The organism is Methylophilus luteus (assembly GCF_042676265.1).
GTDB classification, from domain to species: domain Bacteria; phylum Pseudomonadota; class Gammaproteobacteria; order Burkholderiales; family Methylophilaceae; genus Methylophilus; species Methylophilus luteus.
The window spans coordinates 1,615,425-1,641,809 of the sequence record NZ_JBHTKB010000001.1 but is presented as its reverse complement, the minus strand read 5'-3'; the positions used below and the strand labels follow the sequence as shown (position 1 = coordinate 1,641,809).

Sequence of the window (26,385 nt, the reverse complement as noted above, 5' to 3'; positions counted from 1 at the left end):
AGATGTGCTGCACTAACTTAAAGTGCAGCGCATACAAATGAGATTTTTAAATGACTGAGCAAAACAAAGATTCTAAATACACGTTGAATTTACCTGAGACCAGCTTTCCCATGCGCGGGGATCTGGCCAAGCGTGAACCGGCCTGGCTTAACAGCTGGCAGCAACGCAAGGTGTATGAGCGTATTCGCAGCAAGCGCCAGGGCGCCAAAAAATTCATACTGCATGACGGCCCGCCGTATGCCAACGGCGATATACACATTGGCCACGCCGTCAATAAGATACTCAAGGACATCATCATCAAAGCCAAAACCATGAGTGGTTTTGACGCGCCTTATGTGCCGGGCTGGGATTGTCACGGCCTGCCTATCGAGCTGGTGGTAGAAAAAGCACACGGCAAGAATATAGATCCGGCCAAATTCCGCGAGCTGTGCCGTGCCTATGCTGCCGAGCAGGTCGAAAAGCAGAAAAAAGACTTTATCCGCCTGGGTGTGTTTGGCGACTGGGATCACCCCTACCTGACCATGGCCTTCGATACCGAGGCTGACATCATGCGTGCGCTGGGTGATATCTACAAAAACGGTTATCTGTACCAGGGCAGCAAGCCGGTGCACTGGTGCGTGGACTGCGGTTCAGCGCTGGCCGAAGCCGAAGTGGAATACGAAGATGTGAACTCACCGGCGATTGATGTCGGTTTCAGGGTGGTGGATAACGCCGCCTTGAGCCAGGCATTTGCGACTACAGTGAGCGGCGATGCCTACGCGGTGATCTGGACCACGACGCCATGGACCTTGCCTGCCAACCAGGCAGTGAGTGTGAATGCCGAGCTGGATTATGACCTGATACAGACCAGCAAAGGCTTGCTGATCCTGGCGCGCGAACTGGCCGAAAAAACCCTGGCACGCTACAGCGAAGAACAGACCACTGTGCTGGGCAGCTGCAAAGGAGACGCCTTGCGCGGGCTGCAGTTGCAACATCCGTTTGATAACCGTCAGGTGCCGGTGATCACCGGCGACCACGTCACCACCGAAGCCGGTACCGGCCTGGTGCATACCGCTGCCGCCCACGGTAATGATGACTGGCTGGTGATGCGCGCTAACTTCCCTAACGAGAAGCCGCGCGTGCTGATCGGTGGTGATGGCAAGTTCTTTAGCAGTGAGCTGGTAGAGCTGGCCGAGATCCGTGGCCTGAGCCGCCAGGAAGCCAACAAGATCATCCTGGCCAAACTGCAGGAGAATGCAGTGTTGTTTGGCTCAGCCCGTCTCAATCACAGCTTTCCGCATTGCTGGCGCCATAAAACACCGTTAATGCAGTTGGCCACCCATCAATGGTTTATCGGCATGAACTCTGTAGGCGCTGATGGTAAAGCCTTGCGTGAGCAAGCCAATACAGCGGTAGATGCAACAGAGTTTTTCCCTAGCTGGGGCCGTGCCCGCCTGGAGGCGATGATTAAAAATCGCCCGGACTGGTGTGTCTCGCGCCAGCGTAACTGGGGCGTGCCTATGCCGTTTTTTGTGCACAAGGAAACCGGCGCGCCGCATCCTGATACCCTGAACCTGCTGGAGATCGTCTGCAAGCAGGTAGAGCAGCAGGGTGTAGAAGCCTGGTTCAGCCTGGATGGTGACAACTTCCTGAGCCAGCATGCGCCTGCGGATGCCGCACAGTACAAAAAAGTGACCGATACGCTGGATGTCTGGTTTGATTCCGGCGCTACTCATTACGCGGTGATCCGTTCCGCGCAGCACCCAAGCCTGGCGGCTGAGGCCAAACAGCGTGCTGCTGCTGGCAAGCCGGTGGCTGATCTGTACCTGGAAGGCTCAGACCAGCACCGCGGCTGGTTTCAGTCCAGTTTGCTGACCGGTTGCGCGATAGACGGCCACGCACCTTACAACGCTTTGCTCACCCACGGTTTTGTGGTGGATGGCGCCGGCCATAAAATGAGCAAATCCAAAGGCAATGTAGTGGCACCGCAAAAAGTGATGGACACTTATGGCGCCGATATCCTGCGCTTATGGGTGGCTTCTACCGATTATTCCGGTGAGCTGACCATCAGTGACGAGATACTGAAACGGGTGGCCGACGGCTACCGCCGTATCCGTAACACCTTGCGTTTCCTGCTTTCTAACCTGGCCGACTTTGATGCCGGCAAAGACTTGTTGCCGGTAGAGCAATGGCTGGAGATAGACCGTTATGCCCTGCACCTGACGCATGAGTTGCAGGCTGGCATCCTGGCCGATTACGATAAATACGAATTCCACCTGGCGGTGCAGAAATTCGTTGGCTTCTGTTCCGAAGACCTGGGCGGTTTCTACCTGGATATCCTCAAGGACCGCTTGTACACCAGCGGTGAGACCTCGCATGCGCGGCGTGCCGCGCAAAGTGCGCTGTATCACATCACCCATGCATTGATGCGTTTGGTGACACCTATCCTCAGCTTTACAGCCGATGAAATCTGGCAGACATTAGGCTTGGATACTCAGGCTACCGTGTTTGAGGAAGAGTGGTATACATTACCTGCGCACGGTTTGAGCGACTCCATGCTTGAAGACTGGGCTAATCTGCGACAGTTCAGGGAAGAAGTCGCCAATAAAAAAATTGAAGAAAAACGCGGTCAAGGCGAAGTCGGTTCTTCACTGCAAGCTGAACTGGATATCCATGCAGACGACAAGCTGTTCGATTCTCTAACCCGTTTTGGCGACGACTTGAAGTTTGCCCTAATCACTTCGCGCGCCAATGTGTATAAACAAGCGGGTGCCGGAGTGACGGTCGATGTCAAATCCAGCATCTATACAAAATGCGAACGTTGCTGGCATTACCGTGCCGATGTAGGCAGCGATGCCGCGCACCCTAGCATTTGCGGCCGTTGCGTCAGCAACCTGTTTGGTAGTGGCGAAGTGCGTAAATATGCTTAAACCCACTACGCGTAATCTGCGCTCGGCGCTGCCATGGCTGCTGCTAAGCGCTCTTGTGATAGTGCTAGACCTGTACAGCAAATACCTGGTCCAGCAGGCGTTCGTCTATGGCGAGCATCTGCCGGTGACCGGGTTTTTTGACCTGGTGCGTTACCACAACACCGGTGCAGCCTTCAGTTTTCTGGCCAATGCCGGTGGCTGGCAGCACGGTTTCTTTACCGCAGTGTCTACGCTGGCATCTGTAGTCATGGTGTATTTGCTGGTCAAGCAGCCGCAAAAAACATTATTCTGCTTTGGTATCGCCCTGGTATTGGGCGGTGCGCTCGGTAATCTGTATGACAGGCTGACATTAGGCTACGTAGTTGATTTTCTGCTGTTTTATTATCAGCAATGGGCGTGGCCGGCGTTTAATGTGGCTGACAGTGCGATCTGTGTGGGCGTGGCTCTGCTGGTACTGGATAGCTTTAAAAATCCGACCTGATCACAACGCTGAGAACGAGGGTGTATGGACGGGCTGAAATACACGTTTACCGATACCATCAAGATCTGGCAGGGCAGCAAAAGCACCTGGCACTACGTGAGTTTGCCCGCTGCCATCTGTGAAGAGATACACACGCTGAACCAGTATCATCAAAGCAAACGGCGTGGCTGGGGCGCGGTGAAAGTGGACGCCGTTTTAAATGACCAGCATTGGCAGACCTCGATCTTTCCGGCATTTGGTGATGGGCGGTATGCCTTGTTCCTGAAAGCGGAAGTGCGTAAAAAAGCTGCGGTCATGGCCGGCGACCAGGTCAGCGTGCTGGTCACAGTGCGCATTTAAGCAGGTGATGAGGCTTTAAGCAGCGCCTGAATATCCTCTATAGGCATAGGTCGTCCTAGCAGGAATCCCTGAATACAATCGCAGCCGGTGCCGCGTAAGAAATCCAGCTGTGCTTGCGTCTCTATGCCTTCCACCACCACCGAGATACCCAGGATTCTTGCTGTTTTAACTATGGTGCTGACAATCTCGCTATCCGCACTGCTGTCCGGCACATCCAGCATGAATGCACGGTCTATCTTCAGTTCATCCAGCGGCAGGTGTTTCAGCTTGAATAGCGAAGAGTTACCGACACCAAAGTCGTCCAGCGAGATGCGTACGCCAGTGGCTTTTAACTGGTTGAGTATCTCCAGCGCTTGCGCTTCATGTTCAAACACGGCACTTTCGGTGATTTCCAGCGTCACCGCTGCCGGAGTCAGCGCGTTTTTTTGCAGATGTTGGGCCACTAGCATTGCCAGGTGATGGTCACGGAACTGACGCGGAGAAATATTGATAGATAAGCCTATCTCCTGTCCATGCGTCTGCGCCAGTATAGAGAGATGGCGGAAAGCTTCGGCGATCACCCATTCGCCTATCGCGACGATCAGCCCGGATTGCTCTGCATAAGGGATAAACTCTGCCGGGCATATGGTTTCGCCTTTTGGGGTTTTCCAGCGGATCAAGGCCTCGACAGAAGCGATGCGTGGTATTAGATGTTGGTCCAGGCGGAATATAGGCTGGAATAGTAAAAAGAACTCCTGTTTCTTGATCGCTTTGCGTAGCTGGATGTCCAGGGTGAAGCGGTTTTGCGCCAGCCGCGTCTGCTCGCCGCTATAGAACAAAAAGGGCTGCGGAGCAGAGCGTTTGGCCAGGGTCAGTGCCGTATTGGCATTGCGCGTCAGTTGCTCGGCATTGTCGGCATCACGCGGGTAAATGCTGATGCCTATGCAGGCATCCAGGATCAGCTCGTGATCATTGATCAATACCGGTTTATGCACAATGCTGCACAGAGCACCAGCCAGCTGCATCAACTGGCTATCGGTTTTGTGCTGGCTGATGATGAGGGCGAATTTATCGCCATGCACGCGTCCCAGTTCGCCGTGCTCATGGCTGATATATTGCAAGCGCTGGGCGATCTCGCGTAAAAAGAAATCGCCGGTCTTGTGGTCAAAACTGTCGTTGATGGTTTGAAACTGCCTAAGGTCCAGGATGAGCAAGGTCACCATGCCACTGTCACTGGCGGCATTGATCACGGCATGCTCAAGCAAGTTAAGCATGGCAATGCGGTTGTGCAGGCCAGTCAGCGGATCAGTACGCGACAGCTGCAGGTATTCTTTCTCTTTTTCTGCCAGCAGTTTCTCTGCGCGTAACAACTTCTCGCTTTCTCTGAGCAGTATGCTTTGCCTGATGGCCGATAAACACAGGATGGACACCACTGAAGTCATGACCACATGGTAAGCGTTAGGATGTGGCCCGCTTTGCCACCAGACCAGTAACAGCGCGCTAAGACCGAATAACAGGGCAACCATGGGTATCCAGTTGCGTAATCTTCGGCACTGCGCCAGATAAGTTCTCTGGGTTGATATGTGAACCTGCCAGCCATACAAACCCGCGCCTATCAACAGGTCAGCCACCGAAAAGCCGGCATTGGTCCACAGGCTGGTTTGCGGCAGGTGATTAAGGGCATTCAGGTTCCATTGCATCCAGCACAGGCCATCCAGCGTCAGGCCGGCACTCAGTAGTAGCCAGGGCAGTGTCCACACCTGTCTTAAATAGGGGATCAGCAGCAACGAGATCAGGGCGGCACTGAGCATGCTGACCGGGTAGGCGGTGAGCACTGCCAGTTGCAAAGCACTGACATCGCCCGACTTGGGCAAATAAGAGATCAGGATGTAACCAAGAATGGCCATGCTGAATGAAAGTGCATCTATGATGAATGCCCAGCTTTTGGAATGCGAGAGCTGGCTGCGCAGGGCGATAATGAAACCGATGACCAGGCATGGCCCCATCAGCGGATAGAAAATGTCAGACTGCTCAGGAAAATCGGCGTGGCGGGTAAATACCTCGAATACCCATACCAGGCCCCCGGTGAAATAGGCCAGTGTGCCAACCACAAACCAGCGCTTGAAAGGTTTATGCGCAGGGCTGGCCTGCAGATAGCCCAGCACCGCCAGCACCAGGCAGGCGCTATTGGTTGTGAGCCAGTGGATATTGTGCAGCCAGAGGGTGGTTAACGGTGCCGCCTGCAAGGTGGCGGCGGTGCAAATGATTAAAACCGATAGCGCAACAACAATGACTTTACTTGGAAATGTCATGAAGCCCCCTGTTTTTTCTAATTCTAACAAGGGGTTAGAAAAAAACTAGCTTTTGCTGATAAAAAATTTCACACTATTTACCAGCACGACACACAAAGCGCCGGTGACTATGCCAACGGCGGCATTGACCAGCAAAGACCATGGTAATGCCAGTTCAGACAGCGCATGCAAAGCCGGGATGCCATGCGCAATGATGCCGCCACCGACCAGGAACATGGCGGCGGTACCCAGTATGCTGAGCAGGCGCATCAGGTAAGGCACTACCGACACCATGCCCCAGCCGAGTTTGCGCTGGAGTTGTGGTAGCAGGCCCTGGCCCTGGCGTTGCATCAGCCACAGGCCTATATCATCCATTTTGACGATAAACGCCACCAGGCCATACACGCCTATGGTCATCAGCACCGCGATCACAGACAACACCAGTATGCGTTGGGTCAGCGCTGCTTCGGCCACCACGCCCAGCGAGATGACGATGATCTCGGCCGACAGGATAAAGTCAGTACGCACCGCGCCTTTGACTTTTTCTTTTTCCAGCACCAATGGGTCGCCCTGCGGCGGCTGCACGGCTTTTTGATCTGCGCTTTCATGTTTTTTGGCATGCAGTGAGTGCCAGACTTTTTCAAAACCTTCGTAGCATAAGAACGCGCCGCCCAGCATCAGCAAGGGCACGATCAGCCAGGGGATAAAGGCGCTGATCAGCAGGGCGGCTGGTACCAGTATCAGTTTATTGACGAAAGAGCCACGCGCGACCGCCCACACCACCGGCAGCTCGCGTTTTGCCGCGATGCCTGTGACTTGCTGCGCATTAAGGGCCAGGTCGTCGCCCAATACGCCGGCGGTTTTTTTCGCCGCAACCTGGCTCATGACAGAAACGTCATCCAGCATGGTGGTGATATCGTCTAACAGGGCAAGCAGGCTGGGGGTGGCCATGAAAACATTCCGCAATAATGACAAAGATTGCTTATTCTACGTGATTCCCGCTAGAATGGCCGGATGCAGAACTCAGTCACTCAGCGTTGGATAGCACGGCTGGCCATTATGGCCATGCTGCTGGCCAGCCTGGTGCCTAGCCTGAGCCTGGCTTTTCCCATGCAGCAGGGCAACAGTTTCATAGGGCAGATCTGTTCTACCCAGGGCAGCAAATTGCTGGTGCAGGTGATGACCACCCAGGGCAAGCAGTTGGCTACGCTGATAGACTACAAGCCTTCGCAAAAACCGGTTTCCATCAGCCACCACCTTGACCATTGCCCGTTCTGCCATATGGCTATCGACCAGGTGGCCTTGCCTGGCTACAGCCCGGCTTATATCCTGTTTCAGCAAGCACAGGCGGCGATCGCACTCAGCGATTACCAGCCACCCGTAGTTTCAAGCTATTACCCCACTGCGCACCCCACACGCGCACCCCCAGCGACTCCACTCTCGATCTAGTACCGTCCGTATCGCGGCCGGATTCTGAGTCATGCCTGCCCCGCAGGCATAGAGGAGTCATCTATGATAGTTATCAACCTCCAGGCAATGATATTTGCCAAACAGGTGGAGTGGAAACGCCACATCACCCTCAAAGAAATCGCTGAAGCCACCGGCATCAGCCGCATGACCTTGCACCGTATCGTCAAAAAACCTGCCTATAACGCCTGCACCGAGCACCTGGACAAGCTGTGCGCCTATTTCCATTGCGAAATAGGGGCTCTGATCCGCTGGCAGCCGGACCAACCCACGCAGCAGGTGTTTGCCGCCTGAGCCTGGATGATGGCTACCGCTTGCCTTGATGGGCAAGCGCACTAGCATCCTCTGCTTTTGAATTTTTAGGGAATGAATAAATGAAAAAAACAAATATAAGCTTAGCCATTCTGGCAGCTTTGCCGTTGCTTGCACACGCAGAACACGAGGGCACCGTGCACCTTGATGAGGTGCAAGTCACTGCACAAAAACCCAAGGCTTCATTGACGCAGCCGGATATTGAACAAGCAAAAGAAAACCTGTCCAAAACCGCAGGCGGGACTAGCGTTGTCGATATGGCCACGGTCAGGGAAGGCCGCACTAGTAATCTTCAGGATACCCTGGGCATGGCCACTGGCGTGCTGGCGCAGTCGCGGTTCGGCGCGGAGGAGACGCGCCTTTCCATTCGCGGTTCCGGCTTGCAGCGTACGTTTCATGGCCGTGGCTTGAAACTGATGCAGGACGGCATCGCGGTCAACCTGGCTGATGGCGGCTTTGATTTCCCGGCCATAGACCCTATGGCCACCGATTATATTGAAGTCTATCGCGGGGCGAATGCCTTGCAATATGGCTCTACCAATCTGGGCGGCAGTATCAACTTTATCTCGCGCACCGGTTATACCGCCCCGGCATTGGAGATCCGCTCTGAAGGCGGTAGTTATGGCTATTACCGACTAGGCATCAGTGCCGGCGGTGTCAAAGACGATGTCGATTATTTTGTCACTGCGAGTAAATACCACACCGATAGCTTCCGCGATAATGCACAACAAAGTGCAGATCGCCTGACCGGTAATCTAGGTATCAAAATCAATGACCAGGTGGAGACCCGTTTTTACTTCGGCTACGTGAATAATGATTCACAGCTTTCCAGCAGCCTGACCAAGGCGCAATTAAAAGACAACCCCAGGCAGGCAACGGTGATTCCCGGGCAGGGCATCAACCAGCGCGATATCAACCTGACCAGGCTGGCCAATAAAACCACTATTCTGTTCGATCACAGCAAGCTGGAACTCGGTGCGTTTTACTCCCGCAAGAGCTTGTATCACCCTATAGGCAACTTTGGCGATACCACGGGCGTGATAGACCAGGAATCTGATGATTTCGGCCTGACTGCGCGCTGGGCACATCTGGGTGAGTTATTTGGCTTGAAGAATGAGTTTATCGCTGGCCTGGCACCGACCAAAGGGCGCACCGATGCCAAAAACTTCGTCAACGTCAATGCCAGACGTGGTGCGTTGCTGAATAATTTCGACCAGAAAGCGAGCAACTTTGAAGCCTATCTGGAAGACCGCCTAAGCCTGGACGAACAATGGACAGTGGTTGCGGGCTTGCAATATGCCAGATCCAAACGTGATTCGCAGGATCAGCTGATCACCGCCAGCGGCAATCAGAGCGTGGATAAAACCTATAATCAGACCAGCCCTAAACTAGGCGTGCTATACCAGTTGCAACCGCAAGTGCAATTGTTCGCCAATGCCTCGCGCAGTTTTGAGCCGCCCAGCTTCGGTGAACTGAATAGCCTGGTGGTGACCAGCCTTAAAGCACAAAAAGGCACCACCTTCGAGATAGGTTCACGCGGCAACAGTGAATTCATCGATTGGGATGTGGCGCTTTATCATGCACGTTTACAAGACGAACTGCTGGCGGTGGCTGCTAACGGCTCACCAGTGGCGACACAAACCATCAATGCGGGTAAAACCATACATCGTGGCGCGGAATTCGGCCTGTCCGCCAGGTTGCCGTATAGCCTGCAATGGCGTTCCAGCGTATTGATCAACGATTTCAAACTGGATAATGACGCCACCTACGGCAGCAACCGCTTGCCAGGCATACAACGCTCTTTGCTACGTGCAGAGCTGGTCTACCGCGGCAGTGATGTGTTGGAAAACTTCTATATCGGCCCGACCATAGAGTGGTCACCGCAGCGCTATAACGTCGATTTTGCAGAAACCGTCTATGCCGACAGCTATTTCCTGTGGGGCGTCAAAGCCGGGCAGAAAGTCAACCAGCACTGGTCGTGGTTTGTAGAAGGACGCAATCTGGCCAACCAGAAATATGCAGCGACTACCGGTGTCGCCAGAAACCAGAATGGGGTTGACGGTGCATTGTTCCTGCCTGGTGATGGCCGCACTGCTTACCTGGGCGTGACCTGGAATTATTAACCGCCTGTGCCCGGCAATGCTATGCCGGGCCTTGCTTTCATACCAGGTAAGGAGAACCCAATGCAGCAATTTGATCACCGTGACAATTTAAACATCATTCAGGCCAGCGCCGTACAGCATAAGGTCATTGTGATGACAGGCAGTGGCTATATGGCTGGCGCAGGCAGGCAGGGAAAGTGGTGATGCGATGTTATTAAAAAATACAAAGCAAATGTCATCTTCTACGAACCGCGCGACATTCTACGGCCGGGTGTGGCGCTGGCATTTTTTCGCCGGCTTGTTGTGCCTGCCGATATTGCTCAGCCTGGCGATCACCGGCAGCCTGTATCTGTTTCGAGCTGAAATCAACGACTGGATTTATCACTCTGAACGGTTTGTAACACCTTCTTCAAAGCCCGCCATATCACTGCAGCGCCTGACACAGCATGTGTTGATGGAGTATCCCGGCGAGCTGAAGCTGATACAAACACCGGCCAGCAGTGATCGCAGCCTTGGCCTGCTGATCAAACAGCCGCATGGCGAGACAGTGCAAGTGCTGGTGAATCCGTATACCGGCCAGACCTTGGGCGCACACGCTGAAAGCCAGCAGTGGGAGCTGATAGTCAAACAATTGCATTCACTGACCCTGGTGGGCACCTGGGCCAACTGGCTGGTAGAGATAGTAGCCGGATGGACCATGGTGCTGATCATCACCGGCCTGTATCTTTGGTGGCCGCATGGTCAAAATGCCAACTTGGTGCGGGTGCGCGGCGCGCCTCACAAGCGTATCTGGTGGCGCGATATACATGCCCTCACAGGTCTGTTGGCTGGCGGTATCATCCTGTTTCTGGCCTTGACCGGTATGCCATGGTCTGCATTCTGGGGCCAGCAGTTAGGCAAAATCAGCACTGCTTATGGCCTGGGCTTTCCTGCCTATCTTTGGGCAAAGGTCCCGCAATCCGATATCGCGCTTGAAACGCAGGGGGAGGTGCCGTGGACGCTGGAAAAAACGACTTTGCCCACTTCTGGCAAGCAGGGGGCTAGTGGCACGCAGATGCCTATCGGTCTCGATCACGCGCGGCATATCTTCGCGCAGGTAGGCTTGAAAGCTGGCTATTCTATCCGGCTGCCCATGGGGCCTGGTGGCGTGTATACCGCGTTGCAGTTCCCCGCCGATGCGACGCAGGAACGAGTGATACACGTAGACCAGTATTCAGGCAAAGTGCTGATAGATACCGGTTATGCAGCTTATGGCGCAGTGGCTAAAGTCACCGAATGGGGTACCTCGGTACATCAAGGCAAACAATACGGACTTGCCAGCCAGCTGCTGATGCTGGCGGGATGTCTGGCGTTGATTCTGCTGGTGGTTACTTCGGTCACCATGTGGTGCAAGCGTCGCACTTCTGGTCAACGGCTGGCACCACCGCCTAAGCGGCAGGATCACAAGCTCACACGGAATGCCGCCCTCATCACATTCGCGTTGGGCGTTCTATTCCCATTACTTGGGGCATCGATGATTGCAGCACTTATTTTCGATGTCATTTGGCAATTGACTCATCAGGAGGTCAGGCAATGAAATTTAACTTAAAACACGTATTCGTCAGCGTCGCGATGACCTGTGCAACCACGCTCGCCCATGCAGAATTAAAGATCACCGATGCCTGGGTGAAACCTACCGTTCCCGGCCAGCCAGTCGCGGCGGCCTATATGAACCTGAGTGCTGATCAGACTGTTGATCTGGTTAGGGTGCTTACCCCGGTGGCTGAAAAAGCCGAGATCCATTACATGTCCATGGATGGCAATATCATGCGTATGAAGAGGCTGGAGCGTTTGCCGCTGAAAGCGGGGCAGGTGGTAGCGCTGAAACCAGGCGGCTTTCATCTGATGCTGATAGGCTTGAATCACCAGATCAAACAGGGCGAAGTGGTACCTCTCACTCTGGTGACCCAGGATGCGCAGGGCAAAAAAGCCACCATTCACATCAAGGTGGTTGCCGCTGCGCCTACAGCCCCTGAGCCAGCCGCCGATACGCATATGCATCACTGATGATGCTGTATCAAGCAGGCGGAGAGAGGATGCCGGCTGACGGCATCTGAAGAACTGCCCGTATAGTGACTATGCGGGCAGGGGTGTGAAGCTTACGGTGACTACAAAGTTAAGCGGTGACTTTATCGATAAAGTAGCTGGTACGTTGTTTCTGGCGCATCATTCTCTGCAGGATATTCGGTAACTGTTCCGGTTTCAGGCATTGAATGATGTTGAGGTCCAGGGTTTCGCGCAAGTCTATGATTTCGCCATCTTCGTCATTGCTTTCGTTGAGCAACTGGATAAATGGGCGCAGCGGTTGTTGCGGGTTGGTCGACAACACGGTCGCCAGTTTCTGGTCTGACAGGCGGATGACACTGCCGGGCGGGTAGATGCCCAGGCATTTGATAAAGCGGCGCAATATGGTCTGGTCAAACTGGTGGCGCTGCTGCGCAAACATGATGCTCAGCGCTTCATAAGGTGTTTTTGCCAGTGCCGGGTTAGATGGGTTGCACAGGTTATCGTACATATTGGCGATGATCAGGATATGCGACAGCGGATCGATCTCATCGCAATGCAAGCCTTTCGGGTAGCCGCTGCCATCGGCGAACTCATGATGCTGGCCTATGATGGACAGTATCTTTTTCGGTACCGACACTTCTTTGAGCATATTCAGGCCCAGCACGACATGGGTCTGGTAGATCGCTGTTTCGCGCACGGTCAGCGGGTCTTTTTTCAACAGTATCTTGTCGCTGATCTGGCGTTTGCCTATGTCATGCAGTATCGCCGCCATGCCGAGGATGATGGCATCTTCATCACTGACGTTCAGGTTTTTTGCCAGCAACATGGAGAGCACCAGGATATTCAGCTCATGCTGGTAGTGTTGGTCACCGATACGGTGGCCGTTCATGGCGTGGATGGCAATATCGCCTTCGGTCAGGGTGCTGGCCACCAGGTCCAGCACCACGTTAGAGGCCAGGCCATAGGCCTGGTCAGGATGCTCGGTGGACATTTTCTGGATGTTCCACACATCGGAACTGGCCTTGAGGAATTTTTGTTCGCTTTCGGTGATCGCTTGCTTGAGTGCCAGCTGCTGCCTTTGCGCCGCGCTCAGCTCAGGGCTATCGTCTATCACCTCCAGTTTGGCTGAACTAGCCTTACGCATAGGAAACTCGACCACATTGTCCTGGTGGCCGCTGCTGCGCAACGGTGTGCTCGAACTGCGGCGCGGGTCATAGCGCAATTGCGTCAACCCCAGTGATTTAATGGTTTCGATCTGCGATTCGTCAGTCACCTTAAAGTTGCTGATGGAGAAAGGATGGTCCATCCATCCCAGGTCCAGGTGGATATAGAGTCCGATCTGGAGTTGATCTATGTCGATATAAAAAGTATCGGAGGCGTGATTAGGCATGGCGTTTTATTTTTCTTTGATTATTTAACACTAACAACTGCAAAAAGTCGTCGGAGTTGACCGGGTAGGCATACAGATAGCCTTGCGCGGTCTGGCAACCCAGACGCTGTAAGAATTTTTCCTGTTCTTCTGTTTCAACTCCTTCTGCTACAACGGTGAATCCCAACTGGGTGGCCATCGCATAAATGGCACTGGTAATGGCGGCGTCATCTTTGTCGTCCGGCAGGTCTTTGACAAAGCTGCGGTCTATCTTGATCTGGTCCAGCGGCAGACGCTTGAGGTGCGACAGCGATGAATAGCCGGTGCCAAAGTCATCAATGGCAATGCTGATACCCAGCTTTTTCAGCTGGTTAAAGGTATCCACCACATGCTGCGTGTGCTGCATCAGCGTGCTCTCGGTGATCTCCAGCTCAATGATAGAAGGGTCGCAATCGCTCTCCATCAGAATGCCATACACGGTATCGGCAAACTTGCTCTTCATGATCTGCACCGCAGAGACGTTGATGGCGATCTTCTTGAATTCAGGGTGGCGTTTGTGCCAGGCATGGGCCTGACGCACAGACTCGCGCAAGGCCCATTCGCCTATGCCCAGGATCAGGCCGGTCTCTTCTGCCAGCGGGATGAACTTGGCTGGCGGGATCAGGCCCTGCGTCGGGTGCTGCCAGCGTATCAGCGCTTCTGCGCCTATGATCATGCCGGTAGTTAGGTCTATCTGCGCCTGGTAGAACATCTTGAGCTGTTTTCTGGCCAGTGCCTGGCGCAACTCGGTTTCCAGCTGGAAATGCTCCACCGCATTGCGGCTCAGCGCAGCATCGTAGAACGACACATGGTTCTTGCCATTGTTCTTGACCTGGTACATGGCGAGGTCGGCGGCTTTGATCAGGCCTTCCACATCGCTGGCATCGTGCGGATACATGGAGATACCTATGCTGGCGCCTATGAATATTTCATGATGGTCTATCATGAACTGGCGTTTGAGGGCCTCCAGTATATCGTGTGCCTTATGCGCGGCATCTGCCTTGCTGTGCAGGTTTTCCAGCAGCACGATAAACTCATCGCCACCCAGGCGGCCAACAATATCAGATTCACGCAAAGAAGCCTGGATACGCTCGGTCACCCCCAGCAATAACTGGTCACCACTGTAATGGCCCAGGCTGTCATTGATATTCTTGAACCGGTCCAGGTCTATGAATAACACCGCCGCCTGTTGCTCGTTGCGGTTGGCACGCTGTATCGCATGCGTGAACAAATGATTGATCAGCCTGCGGTTAGGCAAGCCGGTCAGCGGGTCATGGTTGACCAGCGAGTTGAGCTGCACCTGTGAGCGCTTCATCTCGGTGATATCGGCAAACACGCCCACGTAATTGGTGATGGCGTTAGCATGGTTGCGTACCGCGGTGATGGTCATCCACTCGGTATAGCTTTCGCCGTTCTTGCGCATATTCTCTATCTCGCCCGACCATTTGCCGTGACGTTTGAGTGCGCCGAACAGGCCACGCGGTCGCTGGCGGAAGATCTGCGGTTTCAGGCCCAACACTTCGGACTCATCAAAACCGGTGATCAGCGTGTAGCCCTGGTTGATACCGACCAGCTCGCCGGAAGGGTTGACGATCATGATGCCTTCGGTGGTGCTGTCGAAAGCGATCTTGGCCAGTTTCAGGCTTTTGCCGGTCTGTTCGCGGTCTATGGCCACGCTCAGGGTGCGGCCTATGGCCATCAGTGACCCTAATTCTTGTGAGCTGGTGCTTTCGGCGTCGAAACAACGCTCTATCACCATAGAGCCCCACCATTCCTGATCTATCATCAGCGGCACGATCACCAGGTTGACGCTGTCATGCGATTTCAACAGAAAGCGTTCATCTTCCGGCAACGTATGCGCATCGCACATCACCGGTTGCCCTTTGGAGAGCAGGTCATGCCAGCGCTTCAGCTCCGGCGCGAGAAAAGAGATCTTCTCCCAGTGCTCATAAGTGGAGTGGAAACCATTGGTGGCCCAGTGGAACAGTGCCTGCGAGCGGGTCTCGGTTTTCTTGCGCACTGTGGTGGTGTGATGTTGCAGCAACACCGCACGGCTAAAACGGAAAGACAGGCAGCATTGTTGCAATACGTTTTCTGCCACGGTCTGCCAGCGTTCTGCTGAATGCAGCATCCAGTCGCAGGAGATCAGTGTATCCAGCACCGCGCTGCGATTCAGCAACTGGCTCTGAATGAATTTTTGCTCGCTGACATCACGCGCCACTGTGATCAGGTGGCTGGGCTGCTCATGCTGGTCGTAATAAGCGGTCTTGTTCACTTCCAGCGTTTTATAGCCGCCCTGCGGCAAGTGCACCAGTTCTTCATTATGGTAAGACTGGCGTGTCTGCCACACGGTCTGGTCAGATTTCTCGTGATGCTCGAAACTGTTGCGGAACACCGGATGCAGGGTATCGGCGATCTGCCTGTTGTTCAAAAACTCATACTCAAAGTCATCGATCTGAAAGGTGTTCAGCATGCGCTGGTTAGCCATCATCCAGCGATTGTCAGGGTCTTTGATAGAGATCAGGTCAGGGCTCATCTCTATCAGTGAATGCACCACGGATTGCATATGTACCAGTTGCTGGACCAGGGCATTCTCCTGCTCCTCCAGCAGCAACCCTATGGCATGCCTGCCTTGCCTGGCATAGAACAAGCGGCATTTGAAATCGCGGGTCAGGTCATTGATGCGGGTTTGCAGTGTCAGTTCGGTCTGCTGGTCGCGGATGGCCTGCACCAGCGCCTGGCGCATGTCTTTGGGTAAAGCATGCGCCTGCTCGCCCAGCAGCTTTTTTGCCATCTCGTTAGAAGCCAGGCACTGCGCGCGGCGGTTGATTGCCAACACCGGCATATCAGGCATGGTGGCCGCCAAAGGCTGCAGCCACGCTGTGCTATGATGATCAAAAGTTGCTTGCGTATCCATAAGTTTTATTGCTATCCGACAGGTAGTCGTTATTCGTCCAGTTATGTGGGTTAACGGCTTTTGACACCCTAACTTTAGCAGCTTATTCAATTGTAAAGAATTATATTGTTAAATATATTTTAAGTAAGGAAATTAAGCGGTGAGATGGTTGATTAAAGCGTTGCTCGTCGTCTTCAGCATGGTCTGCCTGTCTCAGGTCAGCGCGCACGATGCACATACAGAGCAAGGGGCAGCCAGTCTGGCGATCAGCCTGGCGACTGATAGTGATGGCCGGTTGTGGCAAGCGCGTGCCAGCAAGGGCCAGGTGTGGGTGTCATACAGTGCAGATGGCGGGCAGCATTTCAGCAGCGAAGTGGCAGCCAACCCCACGCCGATGAAAGTGGCGGCAGACGCCGAAGCCAGGCCCAAGATCGCTGTCGCCAGTAATGGCAATATCTATCTGAGCTGGACCGAATCACTGAAGAAACCTTTTGCCGGCTACATCTGGTTTGCCCGCTCTGTCGATGGCGGTAAAACTTTTGAGCCGCCGTATATCGTGCATCACGACCGCGCAGAGATCACCCACAGGTTTGATGCGCTGCAGGTTTCCGCAGAAGGTGAGATCACCGTTGCCTGGGTAGATAAGCGCGACTTGCTGGCAGCCAAGGCCGCCGGCAAGCCTTATGACGGCGCGGCCATTTATTACGCAGTCTCTAGCGACCAGGGTAAAAGCTTTGCCAGCGAGAAAAAACTGGCCGACAGCAGTTGTGAGTGTTGCCGTATCGCCATGACCAGCAAGGCCGATGGCACGGTGGCCGTGCTCTGGCGGCATGTGTTTGCCGGCAGTGAGCGCGACCATGCCATGGCCGAGATACCGCGGCCAGGTGCTGGCAAAGCGGCCAAACCTGCCATCGTACGCGCCAGCTACGGCCGCTGGAAGATAGACGGTTGCCCACACCATGGCGCTGCGCTGGCGCTGGGTGAAGGCTTTGGCTACCACCTTGCGTATTTTGACGGCGCCGGTGACAAGCCCGGCCTGCGCCTGGTGCGCATGGATGGCCAGGCGTGGGTGACCACCCCGCCCAGGCGTATAGGCGACGCGAAAAAGAACGCCGGACACCCGGCCTTGCTCAGTGTGGGCGATAAGGTATGGCTGGCATGGCAGGAACGCAGTAGCGAGGGTATGGATATAGTGACCATGGCTTCACTCGATGGCGGCAAGACCTGGGGCTTGCCCACAGTGGCCGTGCACAGCGCAGGCAAGCTGGATTACCCGCAATGGTTGAATCTGCGTGGCCAGGCGCTGCTGGCGGTCAACAGCGCTGAAAAAGGCCTGCTGCTGGTGCCGGGAACGGTACCATAAGAGAACGAGTTGACGTTCACGGCACCATAAGACAACAGGTGCCGTTCCCGGCACCATAAGACGACGAGGCTCCGTTTGCTGACCCATAAGGCCAGCATTAACTGGCGCATATTTGATCTGGCTCTATTGAAAACGTAAAAACCCGCCGCATTATAGGGTTATCCCGCCGCAATGTGCGGCATGACTTTTGTGTGAAAGGGTTAACCGTGCGTTTTGATAAGCTCACTACCAGATTCCAGCAGGCACTTGCCGATGCGCAAAGCATGGCAGTGGGTGCCGACCAACCAACCATAGAAGCGCCACATCTGTTACTGGCCATGTTGAACCAGGACGACAGCGGCGTTGCCGCCTTGCTGTCGCGTGCCGGTGCGCAGGTCAGCGCCTTGAAAACCAGTTTGCAGCAGGCGGTGGATGCGCTGCCCAAGATCAGCGAAAACAGTGGCGAAGTCACGATTTCACGCGACCTGAATAACCTGCTCAATATCACCGATAAATTCGCCCAGAAAAGTGGCGACACTTACATCGCCAGCGAGATGTTCCTGCTGGCGCTGGCTGAAGACAAAGGGGAGACCGGCAGGTTGCTCAAGCAGCATGGCCTGAACAAGGCTGTACTGGAACAAGCCATTAAAGCGGTGCGCGGTAACGACACCGTCAATAGCCAGGAGGCAGAAGGCCAGCGCGAAGCCCTGAAAAAATTCACTATGGACCTGACCGAGCGCGCACGTGCCGGCAAGCTGGACCCGGTGATAGGCCGCGATGACGAGATCCGTCGCGCCATCCAGGTATTGCAGCGGCGTACCAAAAACAACCCGGTGCTGATCGGTGAGCCTGGCGTTGGCAAGACCGCCATCGTTGAAGGCCTGGCCCAGCGTATCGTCAATGGCGAAGTGCCGGATTCGCTGAAAAACAAAAAAGTGCTGAGCCTGGATATGGCAGCATTGCTGGCGGGTGCCAAATACCGAGGTGAGTTTGAAGAGCGCCTGAAATCGGTGCTGAAAGAGCTGGCGCAGGATGAAGGCCAGACCATAGTCTTTATCGATGAGATCCACACCATGGTCGGTGCCGGTAAGTCTGAAGGCGCCATGGACGCCGGCAATATGCTGAAACCGGCACTGGCACGCGGCGAGTTGCACTGTGTAGGTGCCACCACGCTGGATGAGTACCGCAAATACATAGAGAAAGACGCCGCGCTGGAACGCCGTTTCCAGAAAGTGCTGGTCGATGAGCCTAGCGTAGAGGCGACCATCGCCATTTTGCGTGGCTTGCAGGAAAAATATGAGCTACACCACGGTGTGGAGATCACTGACCCGGCCATCGTTGCTGCGGCAGAGTTATCCAACCGCTATATCACCGACCGCTTTTTGCCGGACAAGGCCATAGACCTGATAGACGAGGCGGCTTCGCGCATCAAGATGGAGATAGACTCCAAGCCGGAAGTGATGGACAAGCTGGACCGGCGCCTGATACAGCTCAAGATCGAGCGCGAAGCGGTGCGCAGGGAGAAAGACGAAGCTAGCCAGAAACGCTTTACCCTGATCGAAGAGGAGATAGACCGGCTGGAGAAAGAATATGCCGACCTGGAAGAGATCTGGAAAGCTGAAAAAGCGGCTGTGCATGGCTCTGCAGGCGTCAAAGAGGCGATAGAAAAAGTCAAACTGGATATGGAAGCCGCTACCCGCAAGGGCGACTGGCAGCGTGTTTCCGAGTTGCAGTATGGCAAATTGCCGCAACTGGAAGCACAGCTCAAGCACGACTCCAGCCAGGCAGCACCGCTGGCGGTAAAACATAAAATGTTGCGTACCGAGGTCGGTGCCGACGAGATCGCGGAAGTGGTCAGCCGTGCCACCGGCATACCGGTCAGCAAGATGATGACCGGCGAGCGCGAGAAACTGTTGCGCATGGAAGACAAATTGCATGAGCGCGTGGTCGGCCAGGACGAAGCCGTGCGCCTGGTCTCGGACGCCATCCGCCGTTCGCGCAGCGGCTTGAGCGACCCTAACCGGCCGTATGGCAGTTTCCTGTTCCTGGGGCCGACCGGTGTCGGTAAAACCGAGTTGTGCAAGGCGCTGGCCGGCTTTTTGTTCGATAGCGAAGAGCACCTGATCCGCATCGATATGAGCGAGTTCATGGAGAAACACTCCGTCTCCCGCCTGATAGGTGCGCCCCCCGGTTACGTCGGCTATGAAGAAGGCGGTACGCTGACTGAAGCGGTGCGCCGCAAACCCTATTCAGTCATCCTGCTTGATGAGGTAGAAAAAGCGCACCCGGATGTGTTCAATGTGCTGCTGCAGGTGCTGGATGATGGCCGCCTGACCGATGGCCAGGGCCGCACGGTAGACTTCAAGAATACCGTCATCATCATGACCTCTAACCTCGGTAGCCAGATGATACAAAGTATGGCGGACCAGGATTACCAGGTGGTGAAACTGGCGGTGATGGGCGAGGTGAAAGCACACTTCCGGCCTGAATTCATCAACCGTATCGACGAAGTGATCGTGTTCCATGCGCTGGGTGAGACGCATGTGAGGGCCATTGCCAATATACAGCTGCAATTGCTGGCTAAACGCGTGGCCGCCATGGAGATGCAGCTGGATATCAGTGATGCAGCGCTGGCAGAGATCGCCAATGCCGGGTTTGACCCGGTCTATGGCGCGCGACCATTGAAACGGGCGATACAGAGCGAGATCGAAAACCCGTTGGCAAAAGAGATACTCGCCGGGCATTTTGCCGCCAAGGATACGATACAACTGGGCTTCGAGTCCGGCAGAATGGTGTTTAACAAAGCCTGATGGCCGCCGGTTGGCGAACCATAGTCATCCTATAGGGTCATAATGGTTATGGCCCTATTCTTTTTGCGGGTTAGAATGGAAATATGATGAATCAATTCAAAAGCTTGCGTTTATTGTTAGCGATCAGTTTGCTGGCTATGCTGGCAGGTTGTGCTACCCAGGCGCCGCAGCCGGTGCAGATCGAAAGGATCTCGCCTGAGCAGTTGGCGGCCTTGCTACCGCCTGCGCAATCCACGCTGAGCCTGGACGAGATCGTCAGCCTGAGCAAAAAAGGCAAGTCCGATGCCGAGATCATAGAAGCCATCAAACTGTCGCAATCGCGCTACTCACTGACACCTTCAGAGGTGTTGAGCTGGCACCAGAAAGGCATCTCAAAAGGCGTGCTGGATTACATGCAGCAGGCCAATGCGCTAGCACAGCAGAACGCGATTGCCGATGAGATCAACAAACGCGAGAAAGCGCGGGTAGAAGCAGAGACCCGCTTGAAACGCGAGCGTGATTCCGCGCGTTTGCGTAGCATGGACCCCTGGTTTTATGGCGGTGGTTATTATGGTGGCCCCTGGGGTTACCGCCCTTACTGGGGTGGCGGCTGGCGCTACTGGTAGGGTAAAGGCTTGCATACGGCGTCTATGCCCGATTTGAATACTGATTTAACGAGATTTTGCAGCGGAACACAGGCATGAGACAAAGCCATGAAACACTAAGCATCAATGCACAAGGCAGACGCCTGTATGACATTACACCGCAGGTGGCGCAGTGGGTAGAGCAAGCAGCTATCCACAGTGGCTTGCTCACTTTGTATATACAGCACACTTCTGCCAGCCTGCTCATCAATGAGAACTATGACAGGGATGTGCTGGTGGACCTGGAAGCATTTTTTAATCGGATCGCCCCGGATGGCGACCAGCTGTTCATACACACGGTGGAAGGGCCGGACGATATGCCCGCCCATGTGAGGACGGCGTTGACGCAAACCAGCGTGTCTATCCCGGTGATCAACGGCAAGGTCGCGCTGGGGCAATGGCAGGGTATCTTCCTGTTTGAACATAGACATCAACCAGCCCGTCGCCGGGTGTTGATGCATGTAATTGGCGAATAAGCCAGTTGTTAAGGTAGCTATGTTTTTTTAACTATAACCAGTGTTTTTTTAATAATAATCGGAAGTAATAAAAGGAGAAATTTATGAGATGGAATACTTACCTGCTTACACTTTTTTTAGTTGTGGGTCTGGCCGCTTGCGGTAAAGAAGAGCCGCCTGCACCTGAGACCGCAGCGCCGGCCGCAGAACAACCTGCTGCAACAGATGCCCCCGCTGCTGCCAAATCCAGTGGCGGGGGCGGCTATGAGCCTGCTGAAGATGAGCGTGTGCCTGGCATCACCGTTTCCAAGGAAGAATTGGAAAAACAGCTGGAAGCCGCACGCGCCAGTACACCACAGCCTGAGATCCCTGGTGAAGAAGGTGCCAAGGCCGAGTAAGTTGCCGCCCGGTTAACAGACAGGTTGCCAGGGTTTGAACAGGCAGCCGGCATGAAAAAAGCGCAGTGAACTGCGCTTTTTTTGTTTAGTCAGCCACCGGTTATTTGACCGAACTCCATTGCAGCGGATCAAACGGGATGCTGTTACGGCGTAATTCATAATAGACGCCGTTTTCGGCATTGCCGCCACTGTTGCCGACTGCGGCGATGGTATCGCCACTCTTGACCGGCTGGCCTGAGGATTTATACAGGGCTTCGTTATTGCCGTATAAACTCATATAACCATTGCCATGGTCGACCACGATCAAATTGCCAAAGCCGCGCATCCAGTCGGCAAACACCACCTGGCCACCGGCGACAGACTTCACTTCACTGCCTTCTTTGGCCCGGATAAACAGGCCTTTCCAGCTGACGCCGGTTTCGGCACGCGCGCTGCCGAAACGGTTGATCACTTCGCCGCGCACCGGCAAACGCAACCTGCCACGTAGTTGGGCGAAATTTTCTTTCAGGGCATTGTATTCGGGCAAGGTGTCATTTTTGGCGACCACGCTGCTGCCTGAAGAGTCGGTCTCGCTGTCGTCTTTGCTTTGTCCGTCTACACTGGTTTGTGCTGGCTGTTTAGAAGTACGGCCACTGGATTTTTTCTTGCGCGCCTGTTCGGCCAGGCGTTTGGCGGCCGCTTCTTTTTCGCGCTTGGCCCGCGCCAGTGCTTCCTGCTCACGTTTTTTGGCTTCAGCCGCCAGGCGCTGGAACAGTTTGGATAACGCTTCTTCATCCTTTTTCAGGCGCACCAGCTGCTGTTCCTGAGTTTCTATCTGGCGCGAAAGCTGAGTCAGCACTTCGGCCCGTTTTGATTTCTCGTCGACCAGTTTGTGCGTGGTGTCGCTGTATTGTGTCGCCAGTCTGTCAGTCTCACGCAGTTGTTCGCTGGTGGCCGTGCGCACCCGCTCTATGGCGTCGCGGTTATCCTGCAATGACTGTATCTGTTGTTGATGTGCTGCCGTCAGGTAACCCAGGTATTTCAGGTTGCGGGTGGTGTTGGCCGGGTCTTGTTGCTGTAACAGCATCTGTAACGGACTGTTATTGCCATGGCGGTACTGCTGGTTGAGCTGCTGGCTGAGCGACTGGTGCTGCTGGTTGACCTGGCGCTGTAACAAAGACATTTGCTTTTGCAAGTCCTGCAGCTTGCCGCGGTTTTCCTGTTGCGCATCCTGGATCTCGCGCAGTTTTTTGCGCGAGGCACTGATGGCGGTCTCTGAAGCTTTCAGCGCTTCATTGGCATCTTGTTTGGCCAGTTGCGAGGCCTTGAGCGCATTGGCCAGCTGCTGTATCTTTTCCTTGACCTGTTCGAGGTCGCCCTTGGCCGCATCAGCTTTGTCGCTGCTTGCCGCTACCGCAGGCCATGATGCTGTGGCTAGCAGGGCACACAGGCCTGCCGCTGAAAAATATCTGCGCCAGTCTAGTTTTAGCGATCGGGTATCAGGCATGCACCAGGGTCTGTTTAAGCCGCTGCACTGAGTGCCACCAGGCTCTCGCCTGTCATTTCATCCGGTTTAGGCAAGCCCATCAGGGTCAGCAGGGTAGGTGCAATGTCAGAAAGCGCACCATCAGCCCTCACCGTACCGGCGCGGCCTACATAAATGAATGGCACCAGGTTGGTGGTATGTTGCGTATGCGCCTGGGCACTGTCATGGTCAAACATGCTTTCCGCATTGCCATGGTCAGCGGTAATAATGACTTCTGCGCCGCTGGCCTGCGCCGCAGCCACCACTCTGCCTACACAGGCATCCAGGGTTTCCACCGCTTTGATAGCTGCCTGCAGGTTGCCGGTATGGCCCACCATATCGCCATTGGCATAATTGCAGATCACCGCCTGGTATTGCCCAGATTCAATAGCGGCTACCAGTTTATCGGTCAGCTCGACCGCGCTCATTTCCGGTTGCAGGTCATAGGTGGCGACTTTGGGCGAGGGCACCAGGATACGGTCTTCGCCGGTAAACACGGTTTCTTCGCCGCCATTGAAGAAAAACGTCACATGCGGATATTTTTCTGTCTCGGCGATGCGCAACTGCTTGAGCCCGAGGTTGGCGACATATTCACCAAAAGTATTCGGCACCGTGAATGGCGCAAAGATAGGCTGCGCCAGGCGCTGGTTCTTATCGTATTGCGTCAGGGTCAGGTAATGGCTAAAGGCCGGCACACGGCTACGCACAAAGCCGTCAAAGTCAGGGTTGAGCAGGGCATCGGTCAGCTGGCGGGCCCGGTCACTCCTGAAATTCATGAACACCAGCGCGTCGCCATCCTGCATACGCACCGGGCTGTCGCCCGCGGCATGGATAGCCGTGCATTTCACAAACTCATCGCTCTCGTCACGCGCATAAGCCTGTTGCAAGGCGGTCAGGCTATCAGGCGCCACATACTCGGCAGTGCCATTGACCAGCAGCTCATAAGCGACTGCCACACGCTCCCAGCGTTTGTCTCTATCCATGCCGTAAAAACGGCCACCCACGCTGGCCACCTTGCCAACGCCCAGTGCCTGCAGCTGGTCTTCCAGCGCTTGCAGATAGGGTAGTGCACTTTTAGGCGGCGTGTCACGGCCATCGAGGAAGGCATGGATATACGCCTTGCTCAGGCCTTGCTGTTTGGCCATCTCGACCAGTGCGTGTATATGGGGCTGGAAACTATGTACGCCGCCATCAGACAGCAGGCCAAGAATATGCAGAGCCTTGTCGTGTGCTTTCAGCGTTTGCATGGTATTCACCAGCGCCGGCAGCTTAAAGAACTCGCCGCTGCTGATGCTATTGTTAATGCGCTCAAAGTCTTGAAAAACGATACGTCCCGCCCCAATATTCAGGTGACCGACTTCAGAGTTGCCCATTTGCCCGTCAGGCAAGCCGACATAGTGTTCGGACGCATTGATCAGGCCGTGCGGATAATGGCTTTTGAGTTTATCCAGATTGGGTGTGCTGGCTTGTAAAACGGCATTGTGTTCGGTGGTTTCGCTATGACCAAAACCATCGAGGATCAGCAAAATAACAGGTTTGATTGACATGGCTAACAATTTTAAAAGTGGTGACGGGGCGTAGGATTCACGAATTACGCTATTATAGTCGCAACCGCAGGCGGCGCATACCTAAGGTGATGCAGGCTGCGGGTTCGACAACAAGTTTAGGTAAAAGATCACGTGGAATTCTTTAAAGAAAATGTTTTATTGATAGGCCTGGCCCTGGGTTCTGGCGTGGCATTGCTGGTGACCATGTTCAGCCGTTCAGCAGCAGGCAGCACCCTGGTTTCTGTGACCGAGGCGGTGATGCTGATGAGCCGCAAGAAAGTGCTGGTGCTCGATGTACGTGAGGCGGATGAATTCAAGCAGGGCCATCTGCAGGGCGCGCGTAATGTGCCTTTGTCGCAGCTGGCTGGCCGTGTCAAAGAGCTGGAAAAGTTCAAGGATAAACCGGTATTGCTGGTATGCGAACGTGGCAACCGCACCCGCGCAGCCGTAAAAGTACTCAAACAACAGCAATTTACCGCCTTGCACCAGTTAAAAGGTGGCGTGCAGGCCTGGTCAGAGGCCAAGATGCCGCTGAGCAAATAACAGGCTTGCTAAGTGCTGGCTGCGGTTTTTAAGTAGATCAATAAAGTAGTGAGTTAGAAAGGTAATCATGGCAAAAGTAGTGATGTATACCTCGGCAGTCTGCCCTTTTTGCATCAATGCCGAGCGTTTGTTGCGTAACAAGGGCGTCACCGAGATCGAGAAGATCCGCGTGGATATGCAGCCTGAATTGCGTGCAGAAATGATGGCCAAGACCGGCCGCCGCACCGTGCCGCAGATTTACATAGGCGAGCGCCATGTCGGTGGTTTTGATGATCTGCATGCGCTGGATGTACAAGGCGGGCTGGATCCGCTGCTGGCGGCTTGAAGCACGGGTCAAGCACGGGCTTTAAAGCACAATAAAAAACACATAGTCAGGCCGTGGCTGACCAGTTAGAATAGCGGCTTTGCGTATTGATATTACAAGGATGATTCATGGCTCAGGAACCACAACAAAACCAAGCAGAACAGAACACAGGCCCAGTTTTCAGCATTGAAAAACTGTATGTGCACGATGCGTCTATCGAAGTGCCTAACGCACCGGCTATCTTTACCGAGCGCACCACACCACAGATCAACGTAGAATTGGGCAATGCGGTCGAGCAAGTGCAAGACGGTATTTTCAATGTCTCTATCAAAGTCACCGTTACGGCCACTATTCAGGATAAAACTGCTTTCCTGGTAGAAGTGAACCAGTCCGGTATTTTCGCCATTCGCAATGTGCCACAAGAGAATTTAGAGCCTATCCTGTCAGTCGCTTGCCCTAACATCTTGTTCCCTTATGCCCGTGAAGCGATTTCCGATATGGTGACACGCGCCGGTTTCATGCCAGTATTGTTGAACCCTATCAACTTTGAAGCTTTGTACCTGCAACAGCAACAGCAAGCTGCCCAGGCTGCTGGCGCACCTAACTGATTTTTTATTTGATTGAAAAAG

Annotated in this window: 23 protein-coding genes; 17 read left to right on the top strand and 6 right to left on the bottom strand. The window is 54.4% G+C overall.

The annotated features are described in order from the left end of the window. Positions 1-50 precede the first annotated feature (50 nt). From ileS to ACFQ1Z_RS07660, 3 genes are read left to right on the top strand one after another with little or no spacing between them, the layout of a single operon-like run. On the top strand, positions 51-2,909 hold the full coding sequence (gene ileS / locus ACFQ1Z_RS07670) for an isoleucine--tRNA ligase (RefSeq protein WP_379056775.1): 2,859 nt from the start codon (positions 51-53) through the stop codon (positions 2,907-2,909). Then, on the top strand, positions 2,902-3,390 hold the full coding sequence (lspA, locus tag ACFQ1Z_RS07665) for a signal peptidase II (protein WP_379056773.1): 489 nt from the start codon (positions 2,902-2,904) through the stop codon (positions 3,388-3,390). Before ileS ends, lspA begins: the two co-directional genes overlap by 8 nt. Before the next feature lie 24 nt (positions 3,391-3,414). Then, complete coding sequence (locus ACFQ1Z_RS07660) at positions 3,415-3,729, top strand: DUF1905 domain-containing protein (protein WP_379056772.1); 315 nt, start codon at positions 3,415-3,417, stop codon at positions 3,727-3,729. On the opposite strand, the gene ACFQ1Z_RS07655 is transcribed toward ACFQ1Z_RS07660, so the two are convergent. Both ACFQ1Z_RS07655 and ACFQ1Z_RS07650 read right to left on the bottom strand, forming a co-directional pair. Continuing rightward, positions 3,726-6,020 carry a putative bifunctional diguanylate cyclase/phosphodiesterase gene (locus tag ACFQ1Z_RS07655; protein WP_379056771.1) on the bottom strand — a complete coding sequence of 765 codons (2,295 nt, stop codon included), beginning with the start codon at positions 6,018-6,020 and terminating at the stop codon, positions 3,726-3,728. The two genes, ACFQ1Z_RS07660 and ACFQ1Z_RS07655, sit on opposite strands and share 4 nt — an antisense overlap. Before the next feature lie 45 nt (positions 6,021-6,065). After that, on the bottom strand, positions 6,066-6,950 hold the full coding sequence (locus tag ACFQ1Z_RS07650; RefSeq protein ID WP_379056770.1) for a DUF808 domain-containing protein: 885 nt from the start codon (positions 6,948-6,950) through the stop codon (positions 6,066-6,068). A gap of 63 nt (positions 6,951-7,013) precedes the next feature. Here ACFQ1Z_RS07650 and ACFQ1Z_RS07645 point away from each other — a divergent pair, with 63 nt between their 5' ends. The 6 genes from ACFQ1Z_RS07645 to ACFQ1Z_RS07620 all read left to right on the top strand — a co-directional run bounded on the left by ACFQ1Z_RS07645 (position 7,014) and on the right by ACFQ1Z_RS07620 (position 11,926). Further along, the gene (locus ACFQ1Z_RS07645; RefSeq protein ID WP_379056768.1) at positions 7,014-7,448 is read left to right on the top strand and encodes a DUF2946 domain-containing protein; all 435 of its coding nucleotides are present in this window, start codon (positions 7,014-7,016) and stop codon (positions 7,446-7,448) included. 63 nt (positions 7,449-7,511) lie between these two features. Then, positions 7,512-7,760 carry a helix-turn-helix domain-containing protein gene (locus ACFQ1Z_RS07640; protein WP_379056767.1) on the top strand — a complete coding sequence of 83 codons (249 nt, stop codon included), beginning with the start codon at positions 7,512-7,514 and terminating at the stop codon, positions 7,758-7,760. 80 nt (positions 7,761-7,840) lie between these two features. Next, entirely contained in the window at positions 7,841-9,901 is a 2,061-nt protein-coding gene (locus tag ACFQ1Z_RS07635; RefSeq protein WP_379056765.1) for a TonB-dependent receptor family protein, read from the top strand. Positions 9,902-9,961: 60 nt separating this feature from the next. Then, the gene (locus tag ACFQ1Z_RS07630) at positions 9,962-10,084 is read left to right on the top strand and encodes a hypothetical protein (RefSeq protein ID WP_379056764.1); all 123 of its coding nucleotides are present in this window, start codon (positions 9,962-9,964) and stop codon (positions 10,082-10,084) included. Positions 10,085-10,112: 28 nt separating this feature from the next. Continuing rightward, positions 10,113-11,456: a PepSY-associated TM helix domain-containing protein gene (locus ACFQ1Z_RS07625; protein WP_379056763.1), complete on the top strand. Its 1,344-nt coding sequence runs from the start codon at positions 10,113-10,115 to the stop codon at positions 11,454-11,456. Then, positions 11,453-11,926: a copper chaperone PCu(A)C gene (locus tag ACFQ1Z_RS07620; protein WP_379056761.1), complete on the top strand. Its 474-nt coding sequence runs from the start codon at positions 11,453-11,455 to the stop codon at positions 11,924-11,926. Before ACFQ1Z_RS07625 ends, ACFQ1Z_RS07620 begins: the two co-directional genes overlap by 4 nt. 109 nt (positions 11,927-12,035) lie before the next feature. Here the strand turns inward: ACFQ1Z_RS07620 and ACFQ1Z_RS07615 are convergent, their stop codons facing one another. Both ACFQ1Z_RS07615 and ACFQ1Z_RS07610 read right to left on the bottom strand, forming a co-directional pair. Beyond that, positions 12,036-13,316 (bottom strand): HD-GYP domain-containing protein, encoded by a 1,281-nt coding sequence (locus ACFQ1Z_RS07615; RefSeq protein WP_379056760.1) that lies wholly within the window; start codon positions 13,314-13,316, stop codon positions 12,036-12,038. Further along, positions 13,309-16,251: a bifunctional diguanylate cyclase/phosphodiesterase gene (locus ACFQ1Z_RS07610; protein WP_379056759.1), complete on the bottom strand. Its 2,943-nt coding sequence runs from the start codon at positions 16,249-16,251 to the stop codon at positions 13,309-13,311. The genes ACFQ1Z_RS07615 and ACFQ1Z_RS07610 overlap by 8 nt, the downstream gene beginning before the upstream one ends. A 178-nt stretch (positions 16,252-16,429) precedes the next feature. Between ACFQ1Z_RS07610 and ACFQ1Z_RS07605 the strand changes: the two genes are divergently transcribed. The 5 genes from ACFQ1Z_RS07605 (at position 16,430) to ACFQ1Z_RS07585 (ending at position 21,858) form a co-directional block, all read left to right on the top strand. Beyond that, entirely contained in the window at positions 16,430-17,593 is a 1,164-nt protein-coding gene (locus tag ACFQ1Z_RS07605; protein ID WP_379057197.1) for a sialidase family protein, read from the top strand. A gap of 206 nt (positions 17,594-17,799) precedes the next feature. Further along, positions 17,800-20,382: an ATP-dependent chaperone ClpB gene (clpB, locus tag ACFQ1Z_RS07600; protein ID WP_379056758.1), complete on the top strand. Its 2,583-nt coding sequence runs from the start codon at positions 17,800-17,802 to the stop codon at positions 20,380-20,382. A gap of 86 nt (positions 20,383-20,468) precedes the next feature. Then, positions 20,469-20,987 carry a hypothetical protein gene (locus ACFQ1Z_RS07595; protein ID WP_379056756.1) on the top strand — a complete coding sequence of 173 codons (519 nt, stop codon included), beginning with the start codon at positions 20,469-20,471 and terminating at the stop codon, positions 20,985-20,987. 74 nt (positions 20,988-21,061) lie between these two features. Continuing rightward, entirely contained in the window at positions 21,062-21,481 is a 420-nt protein-coding gene (locus ACFQ1Z_RS07590) for a secondary thiamine-phosphate synthase enzyme YjbQ (protein ID WP_379056755.1), read from the top strand. 83 nt (positions 21,482-21,564) lie between these two features. Then, positions 21,565-21,858 carry a hypothetical protein gene (locus ACFQ1Z_RS07585; protein ID WP_379056754.1) on the top strand — a complete coding sequence of 98 codons (294 nt, stop codon included), beginning with the start codon at positions 21,565-21,567 and terminating at the stop codon, positions 21,856-21,858. 100 nt (positions 21,859-21,958) lie between these two features. Here ACFQ1Z_RS07585 and ACFQ1Z_RS07580 read toward each other — a convergent pair whose 3' ends face one another. Continuing rightward, positions 21,959-23,344, bottom strand: a complete 1,386-nt coding sequence (locus ACFQ1Z_RS07580; RefSeq protein ID WP_379056752.1) for a murein hydrolase activator EnvC family protein — start codon at positions 23,342-23,344, stop codon at positions 21,959-21,961. Positions 23,345-23,358: 14 nt separating this feature from the next. Beyond that, positions 23,359-24,909, bottom strand: a complete 1,551-nt coding sequence (gpmI, locus tag ACFQ1Z_RS07575) for a 2,3-bisphosphoglycerate-independent phosphoglycerate mutase (RefSeq protein ID WP_379056751.1) — start codon at positions 24,907-24,909, stop codon at positions 23,359-23,361. Between the two features lie 132 nt (positions 24,910-25,041). Between gpmI and ACFQ1Z_RS07570 the strand changes: the two genes are divergently transcribed. The 3 genes from ACFQ1Z_RS07570 to secB all read left to right on the top strand — a co-directional run bounded on the left by ACFQ1Z_RS07570 (position 25,042) and on the right by secB (position 26,364). Beyond that, positions 25,042-25,452, top strand: a complete 411-nt coding sequence (locus ACFQ1Z_RS07570) for a rhodanese-like domain-containing protein (protein WP_379056749.1) — start codon at positions 25,042-25,044, stop codon at positions 25,450-25,452. A 67-nt stretch (positions 25,453-25,519) separates the two neighbouring features. Beyond that, entirely contained in the window at positions 25,520-25,777 is a 258-nt protein-coding gene (grxC, locus tag ACFQ1Z_RS07565; protein WP_379056748.1) for a glutaredoxin 3, read from the top strand. A gap of 107 nt (positions 25,778-25,884) precedes the next feature. Further along, positions 25,885-26,364, top strand: coding sequence for a protein-export chaperone SecB (gene secB, locus ACFQ1Z_RS07560; protein WP_379056747.1), 480 nt, complete (start codon positions 25,885-25,887; stop codon positions 26,362-26,364). Positions 26,365-26,385: the final 21 nt, after the last annotated feature.